At 42.4% G+C, this 19167-nt stretch carries 15 protein-coding genes and 4 tRNA genes; 8 read left to right on the top strand and 11 right to left on the bottom strand.

Annotated elements, in window-relative coordinates; all coding sequences use genetic code 11:
- The first annotated feature begins 265 nt into the window (after positions 1 to 265).
- From JK628_RS11650 to JK628_RS11635, 4 genes are all read left to right on the top strand, one after another.
- A tRNA-Gly gene (locus tag JK628_RS11650) sits at positions 266 to 341 on the top strand.
- 10 nt (positions 342 to 351) lie between these two features.
- Positions 352 to 425, top strand: a tRNA-Cys gene (locus JK628_RS11645).
- An 82-nt stretch (positions 426 to 507) separates the two neighbouring features.
- A tRNA-Leu gene (locus JK628_RS11640) sits at positions 508 to 593 on the top strand.
- Between the two features lie 170 nt (positions 594 to 763).
- Entirely contained in the window at positions 764 to 1342 is a 579-nt protein-coding gene (locus JK628_RS11635; RefSeq protein WP_202284686.1) for a prepilin-type N-terminal cleavage/methylation domain-containing protein, read from the top strand.
- A gap of 203 nt (positions 1343 to 1545) precedes the next feature.
- Here JK628_RS11635 and JK628_RS11630 read toward each other — a convergent pair whose 3' ends face one another.
- From JK628_RS11630 to punR, 6 genes are all read right to left on the bottom strand, one after another.
- Complete coding sequence (locus JK628_RS11630; RefSeq protein ID WP_202284685.1) at positions 1546 to 1875, bottom strand: TusE/DsrC/DsvC family sulfur relay protein; 330 nt, start codon at positions 1873 to 1875, stop codon at positions 1546 to 1548.
- A gap of 3 nt (positions 1876 to 1878) precedes the next feature.
- Positions 1879 to 2160, bottom strand: a complete 282-nt coding sequence (tusB, locus tag JK628_RS11625; protein WP_202284684.1) for a sulfurtransferase complex subunit TusB — start codon at positions 2158 to 2160, stop codon at positions 1879 to 1881.
- Positions 2160 to 2516 carry a sulfurtransferase complex subunit TusC gene (gene tusC, locus JK628_RS11620; protein ID WP_202284683.1) on the bottom strand — a complete coding sequence of 119 codons (357 nt, stop codon included), beginning with the start codon at positions 2514 to 2516 and terminating at the stop codon, positions 2160 to 2162. Before tusC ends, tusB begins: the two co-directional genes overlap by 1 nt.
- Before the next feature lie 36 nt (positions 2517 to 2552).
- Entirely contained in the window at positions 2553 to 2942 is a 390-nt protein-coding gene (gene tusD / locus JK628_RS11615) for a sulfurtransferase complex subunit TusD (RefSeq protein WP_202284681.1), read from the bottom strand.
- A gap of 57 nt (positions 2943 to 2999) precedes the next feature.
- Entirely contained in the window at positions 3000 to 3653 is a 654-nt protein-coding gene (locus tag JK628_RS11610; protein WP_202289794.1) for a Bax inhibitor-1/YccA family protein, read from the bottom strand.
- Between the two features lie 190 nt (positions 3654 to 3843).
- Positions 3844 to 4746: a DNA-binding transcriptional activator PunR gene (gene punR / locus JK628_RS11605; protein ID WP_202284680.1), complete on the bottom strand. Its 903-nt coding sequence runs from the start codon at positions 4744 to 4746 to the stop codon at positions 3844 to 3846.
- 117 nt (positions 4747 to 4863) lie between these two features.
- Here punR and punC point away from each other — a divergent pair, with 117 nt between their 5' ends.
- Positions 4864 to 6108, top strand: coding sequence for a purine nucleoside transporter PunC (gene punC / locus JK628_RS11600; RefSeq protein ID WP_202284678.1), 1245 nt, complete (start codon positions 4864 to 4866; stop codon positions 6106 to 6108).
- 89 nt (positions 6109 to 6197) lie between these two features.
- Positions 6198 to 6288 (top strand) — tRNA-Ser (locus JK628_RS11595).
- A 283-nt stretch (positions 6289 to 6571) separates the two neighbouring features.
- Here the strand turns inward: JK628_RS11595 and JK628_RS11590 are convergent.
- The 3 genes from JK628_RS11590 to JK628_RS11580 all read right to left on the bottom strand — a co-directional run bounded on the left by JK628_RS11590 (position 6572) and on the right by JK628_RS11580 (position 11808).
- Positions 6572 to 9781 (bottom strand): efflux RND transporter permease subunit, encoded by a 3210-nt coding sequence (locus JK628_RS11590; RefSeq protein WP_202289625.1) that lies wholly within the window; start codon positions 9779 to 9781, stop codon positions 6572 to 6574.
- Positions 9782 to 9783: 2 nt separating this feature from the next.
- On the bottom strand, positions 9784 to 10974 hold the full coding sequence (locus tag JK628_RS11585; protein WP_202289624.1) for an efflux RND transporter periplasmic adaptor subunit: 1191 nt from the start codon (positions 10972 to 10974) through the stop codon (positions 9784 to 9786).
- A 498-nt stretch (positions 10975 to 11472) separates the two neighbouring features.
- Positions 11473 to 11808, bottom strand: a complete 336-nt coding sequence (locus JK628_RS11580) for a PBPRA1643 family SWIM/SEC-C metal-binding motif protein (RefSeq protein WP_202289623.1) — start codon at positions 11806 to 11808, stop codon at positions 11473 to 11475.
- 326 nt (positions 11809 to 12134) lie between these two features.
- Here JK628_RS11580 and JK628_RS11575 point away from each other — a divergent pair, with 326 nt between their 5' ends.
- Complete coding sequence (locus JK628_RS11575; protein ID WP_202289622.1) at positions 12135 to 13055, top strand: manganese-dependent inorganic pyrophosphatase; 921 nt, start codon at positions 12135 to 12137, stop codon at positions 13053 to 13055.
- Positions 13056 to 13109: 54 nt separating this feature from the next.
- On the opposite strand, the gene JK628_RS11570 is transcribed toward JK628_RS11575, so the two are convergent.
- Complete coding sequence (locus tag JK628_RS11570) at positions 13110 to 15503, bottom strand: Lon protease family protein (protein ID WP_202289621.1); 2394 nt, start codon at positions 15501 to 15503, stop codon at positions 13110 to 13112.
- A gap of 311 nt (positions 15504 to 15814) precedes the next feature.
- Positions 15815 to 18127, bottom strand: coding sequence for a peptidase U32 family protein (locus tag JK628_RS11565; RefSeq protein ID WP_202289618.1), 2313 nt, complete (start codon positions 18125 to 18127; stop codon positions 15815 to 15817).
- 371 nt (positions 18128 to 18498) lie between these two features.
- Here JK628_RS11565 and JK628_RS11560 point away from each other — a divergent pair, with 371 nt between their 5' ends.
- A complete protein-coding gene (locus JK628_RS11560; RefSeq protein ID WP_202289616.1) occupies positions 18499 to 19134 on the top strand; it encodes a protein-disulfide isomerase in 636 nt (211 codons plus the stop codon).
- Positions 19135 to 19167 lie beyond the last annotated feature (33 nt).

The following is a 19167-nucleotide window of genomic DNA, read 5'->3' as shown; positions in this document are numbered from 1 at the left end:
GGTAATCCATCAAAATAGTGGCTTCACTTTCAAAGGGATTCACCTTTGGTAGATCGAATAGCTAAGCAAAGTAGCCGCGGGGCATTGCTACTGCACAAGTATCGATCAATAAGTACGAAAAACGTTATCTTTGATGAATTTAACAACAAACAGACATAAAATTGTTTTTTGGCGATTGACTCTCGAGATCAAATCGGTAGAATGCCATTCCGTAGTCAAGGGGAAGCGAACTAAGCAAGAACATGATTACAGATTAAATTGAAATGCGACATTAGCTCAGTTGGTAGAGCGATACCTTGCCAAGGTATAGGTCATCGGTTCGAACCCGATATGTCGCTCCAATTTAATAGTGGCGCGATGGCAGAATGGCTATGCTGCGGATTGCAAATCCGTCGATCTCGGTTCGACTCCGGGTCGCGCCTCCACAAATTAAGAGTTTGATGAGTGGTTAAGTAATTAACGACAGTGTTTCTACCGATAACACGTATCATCAAAGTCAACGAGTTTGCCCGAGTGGTGGAATCGGTAGACACAAGGGATTTAAAATCCCTCGCTTAATAGGCGTGCCGGTTCAAGTCCGGCCTCGGGTACCATATAATTCTCTTCGGAGAGTTGCGAGAAAGCCCCAACGAAAGTTGGGGCTTTTTTGTTTTCAAAATTTAATGGTTAGTTCTTGAGTAAGAACATAATAAATATCAAATATCTGCTTTATCATAGCTTGGTATTATTTTTTGCAGCCAATTTTTTATCTAAGAGTCTAAACATGAAGTCAGTATCCAAAGGGTTTACCTTAATCGAACTCGTCGTAGTGATCATTATTTTAGGGGTGATTTCAGTTATTGCAGCCCCACGGTTTATCAATTTGAACCAAGATGCACATGATGCAGCTATCCATAACGTATTTGGTAGCTTTACAACTGCGGTTGGTCTATATCATAGCTGTTGGTTGGCCTCTGGTAGCAGTGGTTATGAAACAAACTTAGGTTGTTACGGGTCTGGAGACCTTGACTCTACTGCAACCGGTTTTCCGTTGGGCTTAGATACCGCACAAAGCAAAAATGGAACCATCCTACAAGGAGACTACTGTAAGGAGGTTTGGGAGGGGCTACTCGATAACGATGAATATAACTTAGCGATGCATGAAAACGCTGCCTTTAGTAGCGATAATGACATAGTGTATTGGTTTTATGGTGGTGAGCTTTCTAACGCTAGCACACATTGTTATTTCAATTATATCGCCGATGATCCAAGCCAAGGTGCTGAAAACTGGCAACTTAAGTACTACCCCAGTTCAGGAAAAACACTAGTCGTACGTTCGGTACTCAGCATTCAGCAGAGCTAGTCTAATCTTTAATTTAATATCTCTCTTGCTAAAGCGACTGGTTAGCAGTCGTGTCTAAACCTCAATTAGCTCTACCTAAAGGGGGAGCTATCGCACCTAACAAACAGTGATGACGTAGCAGAGCACAATGCGCAGTCCAAAACGGGTTAGCTGCTCACAGGCTCTACATATACTGAAGGTTTAGCGATGGCGAATTGCAGGCGTTAGATACATTTTGCCGGTTTAGGCAAGCCCGCTATTTTGGTCGCTTGTTTTGCGGGTCCAATAGGGAAAAGAGTATAGAGGTACTTTGAGTTACCTTTATCGGCTCCTAGCTTTTGTCCAATCGCTTTGACCAATACACGAATGGCTGGACTCGTTTTAAACTCTAAATAAAAGTCACGTACAAAGTTAATCACTTCCCAGTGTGCAGCAGTCAGGTTGATTTTTTCTTCTTGCGCAATAATCAACGCCAGTTCGGGGCTCCAGTCGCTGACAACTCTTAAGTAGCCTTGCTGATCTGTTTCTATCTGTTGTCCGTCAAATTCAATCATCTATTACCAACTAATCACTTTCTTATGGATTAACGTTTGTTCTACAAAGTCACTATAGCCAATTTGCTTATATGCGCTTAAGCGGTCTTGGAGGCCGCGGGCAATGACATCATCGGCGAGTAACATTAATCTGTACGGCTGCAATTGTTCTTGCCAAGCTTGAGTAAGCAAGCAATTGACAGCGTTTCCTGACAGCAAAATACTGTCCGAGGAGTCAAGATAACGTAAGCATGTTTTTAACGCTGAGCTTTGCGTTGGTGAACTCTGGATATGGTGTAATATCATTAGAATACTAAGACCTCATCAACCAGACTTAAGTGTGATGCTATTCGCTGTGGCGAACACACTTCAACCTCGAGTTTGATATCATTTTCTACTAGCGACAACTCTGTCATTGAATCCTGGCAAACCAAAATAGTGTCAACATCATAGAGAGGTAACGCACCAAACGTGGCGATGTAATCCTTAGCCCCTATAGTTTCTGGAGATTGGTTATTAAGCAGATTCAACAGGCCTTCATCTGTAAAAATAAGACTCACTTCCTGTTCAAAACTCGCGCTTAACAAAGCAAGGTCAAGTGCTTCTCTGCCATGAGCAGTTCCGTGAGGACCCTGGCGAAAAACAATGCATAATTTTTTCAACGTAAACTCCTTAAATTAGCATCTAATCAATAGATACTAAAAACTGACTAAGCGATCTGCTGACTCTATGCCAATAACTAGCTCGCCTAAGCCACCCATAATAAAGGGAGGCTCCATGTTCCAATGAGGCAACTGGTTTTCTTTTGCGTCAGTCTGTGACAAAACTCCACGACGTAGTGCCGCTGACACACAATTAACCAGTGGTACGTTGTAAGTCCCGCTAAGAGACTGCCACGCTTGACCTAGATCGAATTCGTCACTTGCAGGACTGTTAAGGTGGTTAGTGTTGAGCACACCATCTTGATAGAAAAACACTTTCTCTATGTGATGACCGTTTTTTAAGGCTGCTTCAGCAAAACGAAAGGCATTATAACTTGATGAACTGCCATAGGCAGGGGAGTTTACCTGGATTATAAATTTGCTCATAATAAAAAAAATGGCCCTAAAGTAGGACCATTTTAACTCAATTAAAATTAATTGGTATTAGTCATCACTACCCATACCCATTAAATGCAGTAGTGCGACGAAGAGGTTTAAGAAATCCAAATACAAGGAGATCGTTGCGCGAATGTAGTTTGTTTCGCCACCATTAACGATTTTGCTTGTATCGTAAAGAATAAACCCGGTCATCAATAATGCGATACCCGCATTAAGTGCCATAAAGACCATGCCGTTACCTAAGAACATGTTAACCAGCAAACCTACGACCATAATCACTAAACCGGCAATTAAGAAGCCGCGCATGAAAGAAAAGTCTTTTTTAGTGGTTACTGCGTAACCCGACAAGGCAACAAAGATGACCGAGGTTAAGCCGAGCGCTTGCATAATAAGCTGTGGGCCATTAGCCATACCTGCGTAGTGGTTAAGGATGTAACCCAGTGATGCACCCTGCATCCCCGTGAACGCAAATACCCAGAAAAGGCCAGCGCTTGATTCTGCTTTACGTAAAGTAACAAACAGCAGTACCAAACTGCCAATGGATAAACCTAATGACATCATAGGGCTAATCGCCAATGCCATTGCTAAACCAGCACACACTGCAGAAAAAGCTAACGTCATTGATAGCAGCATATAGGTGTTTTTAAGAAGTTTGTTCACCTCAGCAGTCGTGCTGCTGTAGGCGGTTTGTTGTGTCATATCTCTCATTTCTTTCTCCGAAGACAAATGCTCAAGCTGTATGTTTGAACCTTATTTAACCAGGTAGTTCCCGATAATCTCAATAAGCTTCAAAATGCTTGTTAAGTTACTGAATCATACCCTAGCTTAACGGTCGGATAAAGCTTATGGCGGCTATATCTGTGTCATAAAGACCGATACAAACTCTTTTTTAGTCTAGCCAGTCTTTATGAAGTTTTTCCGTATCGCCCAAGTAATCTAATACCCAAGCCATAGCGGGAGACTTATTTGCGGCATTCCAAGCTAAACAACAAGGGCTTTTCTTTTTAGGACGTTCCAATTGCTTTTCAATTAACGCCCCCGTTTTTATAAAAGGATAGGCGAAATGAGCTGGCATATAACCAATCCCAAGGCCTTCTCTGAAGCAATTAATGGCACGGATCCAGTCTGGCACCACTAATCGGCGCTGGTTCTCTAATAACCAGGTCATACGTTTAGGGATCTCACGCGAGGTGTCCTCTAAACATATAGACGGGTATTGACGTAACTCATCATCAGCAAGAGGCCGTTCTAAAGCAGCTAATGGATGATGTTTGCCAACCAGAAAACACCATTCAATCTCACCCATATCTTTAAAGTGGTAATCTCCACCCACAGGTATAGCGGTCGTTGCGCCAATGGCGATATCGCTGCGTCCAGTTGCTATCGATTCCCATACACCGTTGAACACTTCAATGCGTATGATTAATTCGACATTGTCGAAAGTGCGATAAAAATCGGCAATCAAATTACTGATCTTGTCGGCTCGGACGATATTATCTAACGCAATAGAAAGGGTTGGCTGCCACCCGTTAGCAACTCTTATCGTATCAGCTCGCATGGTTTCCATTTCAGTGAGTAAGGTGCGTGCCTGTCTTACAAAATGCTCGCCTGCTGGCGTTAAGCTTACACTGCGGTGATGCCTTACAAATAGCACCACGCCTAACTCTTCTTCAATCTGCTTAACCGCGTAGCTCACAGCTGAAGGAACTTTGTGGAGCTTATTAGCGGCAGCGGTAAAACTACCGACGCGGGCAACCATATCAATAAGCTGCATAGATTGGTCTGAAATCATGGTTCACATCCTGCTGTGATTATTTTTGAAGGCTAATGTGAAAAATAAACGTTTCACAGCGAATTAGCAAGTGTTTACACTCCGCAGCCTAATTTATTCAATTCTAATTTTTAACTTATGAAATCTCTAATAAACGCTAAATACTATATATTTTTATCCTATCTAGCACTGCTGAGCATGCTTGGATTTATCGCCACCGATATGTATTTGCCTGCATTCAAAGCAATTGAAGACACAATGGCAACATCTCCATCACAAGTGGCTATGTCATTAACTTTTTTCTTAGCCGGACTCGCATTAGGCCAACTGATCTACGGCCCGATTGTAGAACGCTTCGGTAAGCGAAATGCGCTTATTTTTGGCTTGGTTGTATTTACACTAGCAAGTCTTTCGCTGGCCACAAGTGAGTCGATGTTGGTGTTTAATATCTCACGGTTTGTACAAGCTATTGGTGCCTGTTCAGCAGGGGTTATCTGGCAAGCGATTGTGATCGAGAAATATGATTCTGCGAAAGCACAAAATGTATTCTCCAATATCATGCCTTTGGTTGCACTTTCCCCCGCGTTAGCGCCGATAGCAGGCGCATTTATACTGCAATCATTCGGCTGGGAAAGTATCTTTGTAACTTTGACTTGCGTAGCTGTAGCCATGATTGCTTTAACGGTTTGCTTTGTACCTAGTGAAGCAAAAGCAGCTGTAGAGCATAAGAGTGAGATTAGTTACCTTTCAATTTTGAAGAATACCAAATACTTGGGTAACGTTATTATATTTGGTGCCTGTTCTGGTGCCTTTTTTTCCTACCTTACAGTATGGCCAATGGTAATGGAGCAGCATGGGTTCGATGCGACCGCTATAGGTCTTAGTTTCATTCCACAAACGTTAATGTTTATTTTAGGCGGTTATGCGAGTAAGACGCTTATTCGTAAATCGGGCGCTGAAACGGCGTTAAAAGTACTGCTAAGTGTATTTGGCTTGAGTGTATTTGCCATCGTGTTAGTCACTATTTTGATTAAAGGGCTATCAATCTTCCCATTACTTGCAGCTTTTTCAGTATTAGCGGCATGTAATGGTGCTATCTATCCTATTGTAGTGAATGGGGCGTTGCAGCAATTTTCGAAAAATGCAGCAAAAGCAGCCGGGCTGCAGAACTTCATCCAAATTAGCCTATCATTTGGTGCGTCAAGCATTGTGGCAATTTGGGCGAGTAAAGGCGAACTGGCGATAGGCTGGGGCATTATGCTTTGTTCATTTATTGTATTTGTAGGCTTTAAACTACGTAACTACAAAACATGGCAACAGGTGAATAAAAACTTTGTATTCCCTGATCCCGCTAGAATTGGTGTGGATCAAGAGCAAAAGTAAGCAATCTGCAGTGTAATTGACCAAGTACACAAAAATCTTTAATTAACGCTTTACAAGATTAATAGAGCGCTATATTATTCGCGGCGTTCGGAGAGATGGCAGAGTGGTCGAATGCACCGGTCTTGAAAACCGGCATGGGTTTGTAGCCCATCTAGGGTTCAAATCCCTATCTCTCCGCCACATAAAGATGAAGCCCTTGGCAGCAATGCTAAGGGCTTTTTCGTATGTGAGCGTTAGAAGCCCAGGGTTCCTTTCGATTAGAGCCAGCTATCTCTCCGCCACATAAAGAAAAGCCCGATATCGAAAGGTATCGGGCTTTTTGCTTTCGTTTTTTGTGTTTAAAATAGTTGGGCTGAACCCTCTGGTTCCCATTATTTAAATTCAGCTATCTCTGCAGCATATAAGAAAAGCCCGGTATCGTAAGGTACCGGGCTTTTTTAGATAGGATAACGTCTATTCAATACTAACTTTGCCCTGATAGCAGAGTCTTTTGAAGTACTGCTTCTGTTAATTCCTGTTCATCAATGGGCTCTTCTACCCGAGACTTACTACCAATCAAACGCTTGATATCTTCGATAGTCACATAAAGGCAAGGGATAAGTACCAAGGTAACGACAGTCGCGAACAATACACCAAAGGCGAGAGACACTGCCATAGGAATGACCATCTGCGCCTGCATACTTGTTTCAGCCATAATAGGTACTAGGCCGATAAAGGTTGTTAGCGAGGTCAGCAAAATAGCCCTAAAGCGGCGACTGCCTGCTTCTAACACGGCCCGTTTCATTGCAGTGCCGGATTCTCGTGCTTTGTTGATGTAATCAACCATCACTAAGGAATCGTTTACCACCACGCCCGCTGCGGCAATAATACCAAATACCGAAAGGGCACTGAGATCTAGACCCAATAGCATGTGGCCTAATACCGAACCAATTACCCCAAACGGGATAACTGACATGATCATTATAGGCTGCGCATATGACTTTAAAGGCACTGCAAGTAAGCTATAGATCACCAGCATTGAGATAAGGAAATCTCTTAACTGAGTATTGGCGCTATCAAGTTGCTCCTGGATATTACCTGAAACCTCGCTTTTAACCCTTGGGTACTTTGTCAGTAATTGTGGTAAGAAATTATCACGTATGTCTTTCGCTAATTTGAATGGCTCGGCTTGATCAGCATCAACCGATCCCCATACGTTAATGGTACGGTTACCATTTTCACGTCGAATGCTATTCACACCATCCGTAATAACGATAGCAGCCACTTCTGATAGCGGTATTTCGCTGCCTTGAGGCGTTTTAATATTCACATCAGAAACTTGTGCAATAGAGTTACGTTGCTCTTCAGGGTAGCGAAGCATTACTTTAATCTCTTCACCGTTACGTAAAATACGCTGGGCCTCAAGACCGTAGAAGCTATTACCCACCTGCGATGCAATATTTGCCAATGTTAGGCCTAGGCTATGTGCCAATGGTTTAAGCTCAAACTGGATCTCTTTAGCACTAGATTGACGAGAGTCATTGACATCACCCACACCTTTCAAGGTGTTGAGTTTAGCTTTTAGCTCTTTAGCTGCGGCAATTAGTTGCGTGTCGTCTTTACCTTCAAGTCTAAAGCTAATATCGCCATCATCACGACCACCGCCAATGAGGTTGTCTTGAATAGTGAATGATTTCATTCCCGGGATCCTTGGCATATTCTGACGCCAAAGTTCTGCAACGGCAAAAGTGTCCATAGGTCTGAGTTCAGGATCAACCAACTTAGCCCTGATCTCCGCTGATGTGCGGCCTCGTAACTCAACTTGCATATCCGAGATCATTCCCTGGCCATATTCTGCTTCGAGTTCGTCATCAACCTCTCTGAGGGTACGTTCAACCTGTAGCGCAGCAGATAGCGTGGCGTTCTCAGAGGCATCAATATTCATCTCGAACGAAATACGCGGAAAATCGTGTGGGATCTTAGGCTGGCCGATAAATCGAACAAAACCACCAACGAACAAACCCGCACAAATTAAGATTAAACTGAGGAATATCATTATCACTGTATAGCGATAATTAACCGCGAGCTCTAACGTGGGGCGGTAATATTTGTTGATAAGTATCTTTAGGCCCGTATCGACTTTCTTCTGCAGAAAGTTAACTACATTGCGTAGCCAATCTAATGGGTTTTTAGATCCAGGCTGAACCACTTTTGGTGGCTTCATGCGGGCTAAATGCGCCGGCAAAATCAGCTTTGATTCAACTAGCGAGAATATTAAGCACAGAATAACCACAAAGCCAATCGCCTTACCAAAAGCGGAGGAGGGACCATCATCAAGTGTTATTGGTAAAAATGCGGCAATGGTAGTTAAAACGCCAAATGTTGCAGGCATGGCTACCCGTTTGACTCCTCTAATAACATTATCAATGGTTTGCCCTTTTTCCTCACACTCCGCATGGGCGCTTTCCCCCATAACAATGGCGTCATCGACTACGATACCCAGCACCAGAATAAAGGCAAATAAACTAATCACATTGATGGTGACATCAATCATCGCCATTGGCATAAACAACAACGTTCCTAAGAAACAAACCGGTAGGCCCATCATTACCCAAAAGGCGAGTCTTACACGTAAAAACAGCGCCAGTAAGATAAATACTAATACCGCACCACTTTTCATGCTGTCCAACATTAAGTTAAGACGACCTTCTAAGTAGTAGGTCATATCAACCCAAGGCTCTAACGTTACGCCATTGGGCAGCTCTTTCTGCTTGTCGGCGATATAACCCTTAACTACATCGGCCACGTCTGTGAGGCTTTGATCATTTGCCGCACCAATGAAGAAGGTGACTGAATTTTTACCGTTAAACTTCGAATATTGAATACCCTCTTCAAAGCCATCTATTACCGTCGCAACATCACCGAGTAACAGGTTGGTGCCATCTTCTAGAGTAATAAGCGGCAAACTTTCAAACTCATAACCTACGTAGGCTTGATTTTGAACGCGAAGGTTTATATAGCCGTTTTCTGCCCGTATTTGCCCGGCAGATATGTTTCGTGAATAACCTCTAACCGCTGCAGCAACATCATTAAAACTTATACCAAACTCCCTTAAGCGATCCTTGCTGACCTCAATGGCTATCTCATAGCCTAATCCGCCATAAAAATCAGCAATGTTGACAGACGGGAGCTGCAACAGCTCGTCGTGTATTTTCTCGCCTAGATCTTTCAGCTGACGTTGGTTCAAGTCACCATAGAGGCTCATATACATCACTTCTTGGCGATATTTAATGCGCTCGACTTTAGGTCGCTCCATGCCATCGGGGAAGCTCGGAATCGAATCGATCTCAGACTTAACCTCCTCTAGCACTACGCGAGGATCATAGGAGTCTTCAACTCTGAAATAACCCGATGAAACATTACGGTTTGAGTAGGTGATCACACGCTTTAGCCCCTGAACACTCTCAAGCGCTTCCTCGATCTTAATGGTTATCCCTTCTTCAACTTCTTGAGGCGCCGCGCCTGGGTAAACCGCACTAAATTCAAGCCAGTTGATCTCTACCGCAGGGAAAAACTGTTTGCGGATGGTATTGGCGGTAAGTAAACCACCTAACAAGATAATGATCATTAGCAGATTAGCGGCAACACTATTACGAGCAAACCAGGCAATAATGCCTTTGTTGGTATCAATCATGACTATTCCTTTTCGCCCATCGCTATCTGCGTCGGTTGTGGATCAGAATCGTCATCGCCTAATGACTTTTCCTTAGGCAGTGCTAACTGCATCCCTTCAATAGGATAATCAAGCGCTGAAGTAATAAGATTCATTCCAGCATCTAAACCATCTGTGATGATAACTTTCGAGCCAATTTGACGAACAATGTTGACGTCTTTATATCTCAGCTTGTTGTCATCATCCAAAACAGCAACTTGGTTGTTAATCACTAAATGGCGTGCGACCTCAGTAACTTGACCAGCATGCAATCCTTCAATACTAGCGGTGACATACGTTCCATATCTAAGTTCACTGGTATTTGACGTCAGTCCATAGGGATCAGATACTTCGGCAACCAAATAGGTCATGCGACTACGACTATCAATAACCCCTTCACTACGAACTATTTTAGCTTTCCAGACTTGAGGCTGGCCGGCAAATTCGCCTTTAAGCAACACTTGAGCGTATTTACCTTTGTCATGTAAAAACTGCAGCTCTTTATCGGCGATAGGCAATCTTATCTCAGCATCATCAGTGCTAAACACTTTACCAATTTTGCTCCCCATACTGACATATGAGCCTAGGCCAATATTGCGCGCTTCAATAAGCGCATCATAAGGCGCTTTAATAACGGTACGTTCAACATTACGCTTTGCACGCTTTAGGCCTGCTTCAGAGGAGTTTAGCTTGGCGATCTCTTGGGCTAGTTGTGGTTTACGCAGACTGAGTTCTGTCGGAACTCCATCTTTAATGCGTTTCCACTCAGCTTCAGCAACTTTACCAAAGGCTTCTTCCTGAACTAGGGTAGCTCGTGCTGATGCCATACTGGCTTGTGCATCAATTAGGGCTGCATCATAATCACTTGGGTCTATTTTAGCTAAGACATCACCTTTTTTAACGAATCCACCGCGAACGAACTTTTCCGATAGGAATACAATTTCGCCACTAACCTGAGATACAAGTTCCGTTTCATACTTAGCGGCAACAACACCATATGAGTTGACTGAAAAATCCATTGGTTTAATTTCGACGGTTTGTACAGACACTAAGGGTGTTGTATCTATTTCTGGTTTCTCTTCTGGTGGCTTTTTAAGTGCCGCCATTCCAATGAATCCTACAACACCTAGAGCAATCACTACCACGGGTAAAATTATCTGTTTTTTTGTAGCCACGAACACATCCTCTTGTTGAATCGAGCCCAACACTCATCTCTTTTCTAACCGACAACTCAAATGGTTAAACAAAAATCTAACTATTATTTTGAGTGTATGTTAATGGATGTAGGGAAATGTAACAGCGGGATTATGTAAACTTGTGTTTCGATGATTCACACTATTAATAGAGCGGTTTTGACTTACCTTTGTTTTAGCCAAAATAAATGGTATACAATAGCCAATCATTACAAGCACATACAGAAAAGTGCTGAGCTTGTGCTTAGGGTTTATGTGGTTTTTATGTGGTACGGCAACTGTGTCAATGGCAGTTTTAAATGCTCAAAAATGTAACAAACACAATTACAGCGACAAGTAAGGGCTTATGAAACTAGCGATGTAGTAGGGTTATTTTCATTATAGTGACAAGCAAATAAGACAGTGAAGGACCTTGCATCCTTCACTAGTAACACTAAATATCGTTAAAAAGTGCGTCACTAAACAGCTTCGTTGCTTGGATTAGACACAGCACTTCTTATATTTTTTACCGCTGCCACATGGACACGGTTCATTTCGATTAGGCAGTTTTTCAAAACGGGTCGTTACTGGTTTATTAAGAATACCCATCAAATCGATAACGTTCTCTTCTGTTGAAGCGTCAATCGTGACCTTACCAACAAGTAGATTGTCAGACAGTAACAGGTTTATCTCTTTTAGGCGTTGCTCACTTTGAACCGATAAAACAAGAGGGTTTACGTCGGTACCTAGCTTGGCGACACGTTTAGTGTTGAATCCATAACTTTCATGTTTCGGTTTAGGGGTTTTACGACCTTTAAAAAAAAATTTGTCTGACATCGGTACCAAGCTCTAGTGTAAAAAGTGTAATAGGACGCATGCTTATACAGCAAAATAGAGCGCTTTGATATATACAAAGCTTAACTCCACCTCAATATGGCATATAAAGGCCTTTTTTGGCTAATATGTCGCAACATCAGCAAACTATCTTGCTGATGTCGCAGGTTCGACTTTACGCATTAGACTATCACTCCAAGCGCACAACTAGGTAGTCTGGCTTAAAAAGGAGTATATTAGAGTATGAAGGGCGTATTCGACCTTTTTGCTAATTCCTCATTGGCAAAAAGTTTGATAAAATCGCCGAAAATTAAAGGAGAGCGTAATTTATGCCAGTTTATGTCGTGGGCCACAAAATCCCAGATTCAGATTCAATTTGTGGTGCAATTGCACTAGCACATCTAAGAAACCAAATTGGAGAAGCCTCTATTGCTTCTCGTTTAGGTGAACTATCACCGGAAACAGCATTTATTTTAGACAAATTTGGTTTTGATGCACCGGAACTTAAGATGAGCTATGCTGGCGAAGAGGTGTATATTGTCGATCACTCAGAGCTTACCCAAGCACCAGATGATATCGCAGAAGCAACAATTGTTGGTATTGTTGATCACCATAAATTGGGCGACCTAACCACATCGACACCGCTAGAGTGCTGGATCCGTCCAGTAGGCTGCAGTAACACTATTATTAAAATGATGTATGATTTTTATAATGTCGAAATTCCAAAAGCGATTGCAGGCATTATGATGTGCGCCATCCTAAGTGATACGGTCATCTTTAAATCACCAACCTGTACCACCGCTGATATTAAGTGTGTTGAAGCTCTCGCAGACATTGCCGGGATTGAAGACTTTAAAGAACTCGGCATGGACATGTTTAGAGTTAAGTCTGCAGTTGAAGGCACTCCAGCACGTGATCTTGTTCTACGTGATTTTAAAGACTTCAATATGAACGGTAACCTTATCGGTATCGGTCAACTTGAAGTGATTGACTTAGCAGTATTTGATGACATCAAAGCCAGTTTAGCTGCTGACATTGGAGCATTAAAGGCCGAAGGCAATCGCCACAGCGTATTGTTGCTACTCACAGATATCATGAAAGAGGGGTCAGAAATGCTTATCGTCAGTGATGACGTCGCAATTATTGAATCTGCTTACGATAAGCCATCGAGCGACGGTAAAGTGTGGCTAGATGGCGTGCTTAGCCGTAAAAAGCAAGTGGTACCGCCACTACAAGCTGTATTTGCTTAAACGCAACTGCTAAACAAAAAGGCCGAACAAATGTTCGGCCTTTTTGATCGTAAATCAATTACTCAGATTTATGACTTTTTTGTAAAGCGACTTAAGCCTTAACTGGGCTTTACCCAATAAACTGTTAGGATGATAGTCTCCTTGCTTATCTGCTTTACCCACCTCCATCTCTGTCAGTAGTTCAATGGCTTGATCTACATGCTCGATGGCCCAGATATGAAACTTACCTTTCTTAACGGCATCGACAATATCGGCTCTCAGCATCAAATTGTGAACATTAGCAGCAGGAATGATGACACCTTGGCTATTCTTGCGCCCTTTAATTTTACATACATCGAAGAAACCTTCTATTTTCTCGTTTACACCGCCAATGGGCTGGGATTCACCAAACTGGTTCATTGAACCGGTAATGGCAATATCTTGTCTAATTGGCTGGTTAGCAAATGACGATAACATCGCACACAGTTCTGCCATAGTCGCGCTATCACCATCAACACCACCATATGATTGCTCAAATGTAAGGTGGGTCGACAGCGGAATTTTGTCTGTTTTACCCAAGATGGATGCAATATAAGCGGTTAAAATCATCACCCCTTTAGAGTGAATGCTACCGCTGAGTTCAACTGTGCGCTCGATATCAAAAACCCGTCCCTCACCAAAAGAGGTCGTTGCGGTAATACGACTCGGCGAACCAAATTGATAATCTGTCGTCGACATCACTGATAGCGCATTAACTTGTCCGGTTTTTTTACCGACTGTGGTCATTAGCGTGGTGCCATTAATAAAGCTTTGCATGTAATCGTCTTTGGCACGACATATACGCTGCTCTTTGTTAATCAATGCCTGTTCAACATGACTGGTACGGATCATATTTGAATTGACTGCACGAGCGCAGTAATTTGCTTCTCTAAGCAAATTGGCTATATCAACTGAGTGTAACGACAGCATATTCTGATCGTCGGCTTGACGAGAGCTAAACTCAATTATCCGACCTATCGCTTTACGATCGCAATGAAGCATCTTATTGCTATGGACTATACTAGAGATAAACTGCGCGTAGTGGCTCTCTGAGTCATCTGTTCGCGGCATGCTATCTTCAAAGTCCGCAGTCACTCTAAATAGCTCGGTAAACTCGGCGTCATACTGCTGCAATAGCTTGTATGTGGCAAAGTCGCCAAACAGTATAATTTTAACATCTAACGGTATCGCTTCAGGATCAAGTGAAATCGCACCAGACAGCGTTACTTCCCGTTCAAGAGAGGTCAAACTTAGCTTGCGAGAGCGCAAAGCACGTTTAAGACCATCCCACACATAAGGATGCTCCAGCACTTTAACGGCATCTATCATCAATACGCCGCCATTGGCTTTGTGCAAACTACCTGGGCGGATCAAGGAGAAATCAGTAAATACCGTTCCCTTGTAAGTCGCAGTTTCTACGTAACCGAAAATAGTGTGGTAATTAGGGGTCTCTTCAACAATTATCGGCTGATAGGGCGACTCCTGGGCTACTAGCACGTTAATTTGGTAACGCCGTGGCATTTTCTTGCTCATAGATGCGTAGGCGAGGGCCGCTTGCTCTTCACTCTCCTCAAGAAAGATATCGAGATTGTCCAGGATATCCTTGTGCATCGCCTTTATATACGCTTTCACATTTGCTTGATCTTTATAAGCCTCTTTTAACGTAGTAAAGACCAGTGACAAAACTTCTTCGGCGACTTGTTCATCATGCTTTTGCTGTTTTTCAGAATACTCGTCTTCCCAAACCGTTATCTGTCTTACGATAGCGCGAAGTTTTGCTTCAAGTGAGCTAATGGCTGCTTGCAGCGCATCTCGCTTTTTCATCGAAAGCATTAGGTAGCTTTCTTCGCTATGTGGCTCTTCACCGTCAAGCGCGACCAACTCATAATTTCCCTGGGGCGAAATAGATAAACTAATGCTTTGCTTTTTGGCTTCTTCTGTCAGCAACACTAACGCTTCTTCCTGCTTTGCCGCTAGTTGATTCTTTAGCTTATCAGCACGAGAAAAATACATTTCATTATCAAAAGCCAAAGGCAGACCCTTAGACAATTTGAGCATTAATTTTTCTATCTGTTTTTTAAATTCAAGCCCACTCCCCGCAGGGAGCTTAAGTACTTTAGGGTTGCGGGTATCGTCAAAATTAACGACATAGCACCAATCAAACAGCGTACGCCCATTGGCCTTTTCTTTTTGACGGCTAAGGTGGCGTAACACCATAGTACGTTTGCCTAGTCCATTACGGCCTAGTGCATAGATGTTGTAGCCTTTTTCTTTCATCGATAGTGCGAATTCAACAGCTTGCTGAGCTCTTTCTTGGCCAACTATTTTGTCTAGTGGCTCTAAATGCTTAGTTGATTTACAGTTAGATGCAAGCTGGTTAAGTCTTGAGGTTCTATATAGCTGGTCACTGCTGAGAGGTGTTATTGGCATAGTCGTTCCTCTTATGACGGTTAATAATTCCACTCTATACAGTTAGATAGCATTTATCCGCAAAAAATTGATAATAATGAGTAAAATCACCTATATGCACGCTTAAGTGCTGTATAAATAGTCAAAATTGGCTTGGTGATTTTATTAAAAATAAAAAGTTGATGTTTTATTCTGGAGTAACCAGTCTAAGTATGCGTGAAAAATAGACGATTATATTGATACCCGCCCCAAAACATCAACCAGGTGTCAGGGGCAATATAGATATTAGCTTAACCATTAAGTTAAAAATGGTGTAACAAAGCCAAAAAAGCTTACAAACCTTTCAAATATTGAACCCGAGTAGAAACAGAAAGCGCTTGGTAAAGAGCATTTACTTTTTCTGGCGTAGCACCTGAGTTCAGTAATTGATTAACAGCACTAACGAGATCTACTTTTGGCCAAAGAAATTGACTCTGTGTTGCTATAGCGCGCAGATCCAACAAAATAGATGCGAATTTATTCGGTAAATCCTCAATAATCTCGGGGTTGAAAAAGTGCTCGGCACCAAACAAGTTATTGTGCTCGCGCCTCTTTTTATCAACGATAAAGTCAATCTCTTTGACATTAGTAATGCTTGTATGTTTTTTACAAACCGATAAGCACTCACTGTCCATAATCGATTTATCGCAACCTGATGATTGTAAGAACAAACATTGCCGACTAGTCATCAGTAATATCGGATGCAATGCACTGTAATGCAAACTGAAATTCTTCGACGGATTTATCGCCTTTATCTGTTTGGCATTCAGTTCATTAGAGATAAATGCCCCAACGCAACCGACCTTTTTCAAACTGTCGAGACTAAATGAGTTACTGGTGTTGAGGTGGGGGCCGGCAATCCAGGAGATCCCAAGCTTATGTGCCGTATGTCCAATACCACTATTGTTGGTCGCTATAAGTGTTTGCGGAATATGATTAAGCAGTTGCTCTACTGCAACAAAGTCGCATTGCATTACAATTGAGCCAAACCAAGGCGTCAGCTCAGGGTTTGCGTTGAATAGCGCCGTTAACTTCTGTTGTTCTGCGGCAATTGAGTCAGGTACTGCATAATAGAAGCTAATGTTTTCAGTCTCACTTAGCTGCTTTACTTGTTGATATAATGCGAGATCTTTCCGGTTACCAATCAAAACAGATAGTGTCGTTGTTCTAGCAGCAGTATCTTGTATTTGCTGGGTTGTAATCGCGAGCCGTTGTTTACGGATCTCACTGAACTCAATTGGCTTATGCAGCGCTTTATTGCCGTTTAAAAAGGTAACTATGGCCATTTTCATCTGAGTCAGTTCTTTAAATGAAAGATGGATATCACTCGCAAGATCGGCGCAATTAACCGCCTTTAAACTGTGTTTGAAAGAGTTTAGACTCGCGAATCGACTCGTTAGCTCTTCGGCAGACAAATAATATTTATCTGCCGCAGTTAAAAAGCTTGTTGATAACACGCTGAAACTAGGGGTATCACTAGCCGCAATAAAGACATTAATCAAAAGCGGTGCACCAATACTGCCGCTAATTTCTAGTGTGATTTCAGGCTTGTTAATATTGAGCGTTTTGATCTGCTCAGTGACCGAATCAATGATCAGTGTTTTCTCATCATAAAGACGTTGCTTTACCACTTTAATCACGTCAACGTCAGGAGTTTCACCATTGGCCTCTAATGCACTAAAGTGCTGTACTGCGTTATCTCTTGGGTTATCTATATACATCTCTTTGCCTACAGAGCCCGTTAGGTAGCCGTTGGTGAAATCGCGGTTAAACACCGTGTATAGCGCAGTTTTATCTTTTGACAATGTTTGCTGCTGTTGCAGGTTGGTCAGTTGCTGACGCCAGGTGCTAATAACGCTATGCACGTAATGAGACTTCTTAATCCGGCCTTCAACTTTTAAGGAATCAACACCGGCATTAATGAGGCTCTCAAGATCATCAAAAGCAGAATTGTCTTTCATGTTAAGTGGGAAATCAGCGCCAACTTCGGTGCGTTGATATTGATCTCTGCAGGGCTGACTGCAACGACCACGGTTTCCGGAATTACCACCATGTGCAGAACTAAAATAGCAAACCCCTGAAAAACCGATACAATTAGACCCATGCACAAACACTTCCGTTAGCATCTCTAGTTGATGAGCGGTGCTCGACAACTCAGTGATCTCTTTAAGGTTCAACTCTCTAGACAGGTTTGCTCTAGTCGCTGCCATCTTCTTCAGAAATTCAAGCTGTCCACTATTATGCGTTGTTAACTGGGTAGAGGCATGAAGCTGTAGACTTGGGTAAAAACGAGAAATAATCTCAAAAACACCAAGATCTTGTACAATGACACCATCAATGTCGGTATTGACCAGTTGGTTGAGTAGTTTAAACAGCGCGGGGAGTTCGTGCTCTAAGACAATAATATTCAGCGTTAAAAATAGTTCGCAATTATGCTGATGAGCGACCCTCAATAATCCGCACAACTGTTCAAAGTTTAGGTTTTCAGCACGCTTTCTCGCATTAAAATTATCAAGACCGCAATAAACAGCATCAGCCCCAGCAACAATAGCCGCCTTTATTGATTCAATATCACCACCCGGTGCCAACAACTCAATTTTTCTCACAGTATAATTCAACCTAAAACATGTTTGACTAGGATATTCAAACTGGCAAGTAATACACAGTTTTGAAGTAGCAGTGTAATAATTTTAGAGGCTGCATAATGCCTTGGCTACGGAACATGATTAACTTATCGCTAAACTATGATGTTGATCGCCTTTGCTCTACCTTGGTATCGATTTGACACCGTCAAGTGGCCGTTAATCATTTGTGGAATAGGGCTAGTAAGTAGCCTGCAATCAATAACTCGCAGATTAATTTGTAGAGAGAAGACAACAAATCGACAAAAATTACTTTTTAGCCACTTGGACAATTGATATAAAGTTGAAAACCTCTTAGGATCAAAACTCACTTATCAATATCAAGATTGAAGTAAATGAACAACGATACAAAACTAAACGACGCCCAACTTGCTCTGTATTTTATTTATGACAGTCACTGCCCTTGGAGCTATGCAGCAACTCCGCTCGTCAACGCGCTAAGTGAAGCTTTCCCTAAAATGAATCTGCACCTTTTACATTGCAGCCACTTTGATGGAACCGATAGTGCGGGTCTTGAGCAGGTAGATACCATAAAAAACCTCTCGAAAGTTAAGTTCGGTAGGGAGCATATTCGTTATGCAAACAGTCCAAAAGATGCAACAAAAGTCGCCAATCTAATGGCCTGGTTAGAAACAAAACAACCAGATAAAATGCTGACAGTGCTAAACGCTTTGCAGCATGCCCATTTTGTTGAAGGTAATCCGCTAACCAATAAACATGATTTTAGTGCCATTTTTGATAGCCATAAGTTATCACCTTCAAATAAGGTGTTTAGAGAGGGCTTGATCAGTGACGCAGAGCAAACTCTTGCTGGGATTGCTGAAATATATGAGGTTATCGGTACCACATCATTTCCAGTCTTGCTGATAACCGTTAACGATCAGGGTATTTTCATTGATCACTCAAAGCATTTGTCAGCCCCTGAAACGGTTGTTGAGACAGTGCGACAAGAAGCCGAAAACTTAGACTAATTTCTCAGTAGAAGGGCTTGCGATTCACTCTTC

Origin of the sequence: Shewanella sp. KX20019 (assembly GCF_016757755.1) — a bacterium.
Taxonomy (GTDB): Bacteria; Pseudomonadota; Gammaproteobacteria; order Enterobacterales; family Shewanellaceae; genus Shewanella.
The sequence above is the reverse complement of the archived record's forward strand: the minus strand, read 5'-3'. Positions and strand labels throughout refer to the sequence as shown.

Coding starts and splice junctions, on each gene's coding strand:
- JK628_RS11635 (WP_202284686.1), top strand. CDS start 764: ATGAAGTCAGTATCCAAAGGGTTTACCTTAATCGAACTCGTCGTAGTG.
- JK628_RS11630 (WP_202284685.1), bottom strand. CDS start 1,875: ATGATTGAATTTGACGGACAACAGATAGAAACAGATCAGCAAGGCTAC.
- tusB (WP_202284684.1), bottom strand. CDS start 2,160: ATGATATTACACCATATCCAGAGTTCACCAACGCAAAGCTCAGCGTTA.
- tusD (WP_202284681.1), bottom strand. CDS start 2,942: ATGAGCAAATTTATAATCCAGGTAAACTCCCCTGCCTATGGCAGTTCA.
- JK628_RS11610 (WP_202289794.1), bottom strand. CDS start 3,653: ATGACACAACAAACCGCCTACAGCAGCACGACTGCTGAGGTGAACAAA.
- punR (WP_202284680.1), bottom strand. CDS start 4,746: ATGATTTCAGACCAATCTATGCAGCTTATTGATATGGTTGCCCGCGTC.
- punC (WP_202284678.1), top strand. CDS start 4,864: ATGAAATCTCTAATAAACGCTAAATACTATATATTTTTATCCTATCTA.
- JK628_RS11590 (WP_202289625.1), bottom strand. CDS start 9,781: ATGATTGATACCAACAAAGGCATTATTGCCTGGTTTGCTCGTAATAGT.
- JK628_RS11580 (WP_202289623.1), bottom strand. CDS start 11,808: ATGTCAGACAAATTTTTTTTTAAAGGTCGTAAAACCCCTAAACCGAAA.
- JK628_RS11575 (WP_202289622.1), top strand. CDS start 12,135: ATGCCAGTTTATGTCGTGGGCCACAAAATCCCAGATTCAGATTCAATT.
- JK628_RS11570 (WP_202289621.1), bottom strand. CDS start 15,503: ATGCCAATAACACCTCTCAGCAGTGACCAGCTATATAGAACCTCAAGA.
- JK628_RS11560 (WP_202289616.1), top strand. CDS start 18,499: ATGAACAACGATACAAAACTAAACGACGCCCAACTTGCTCTGTATTTT.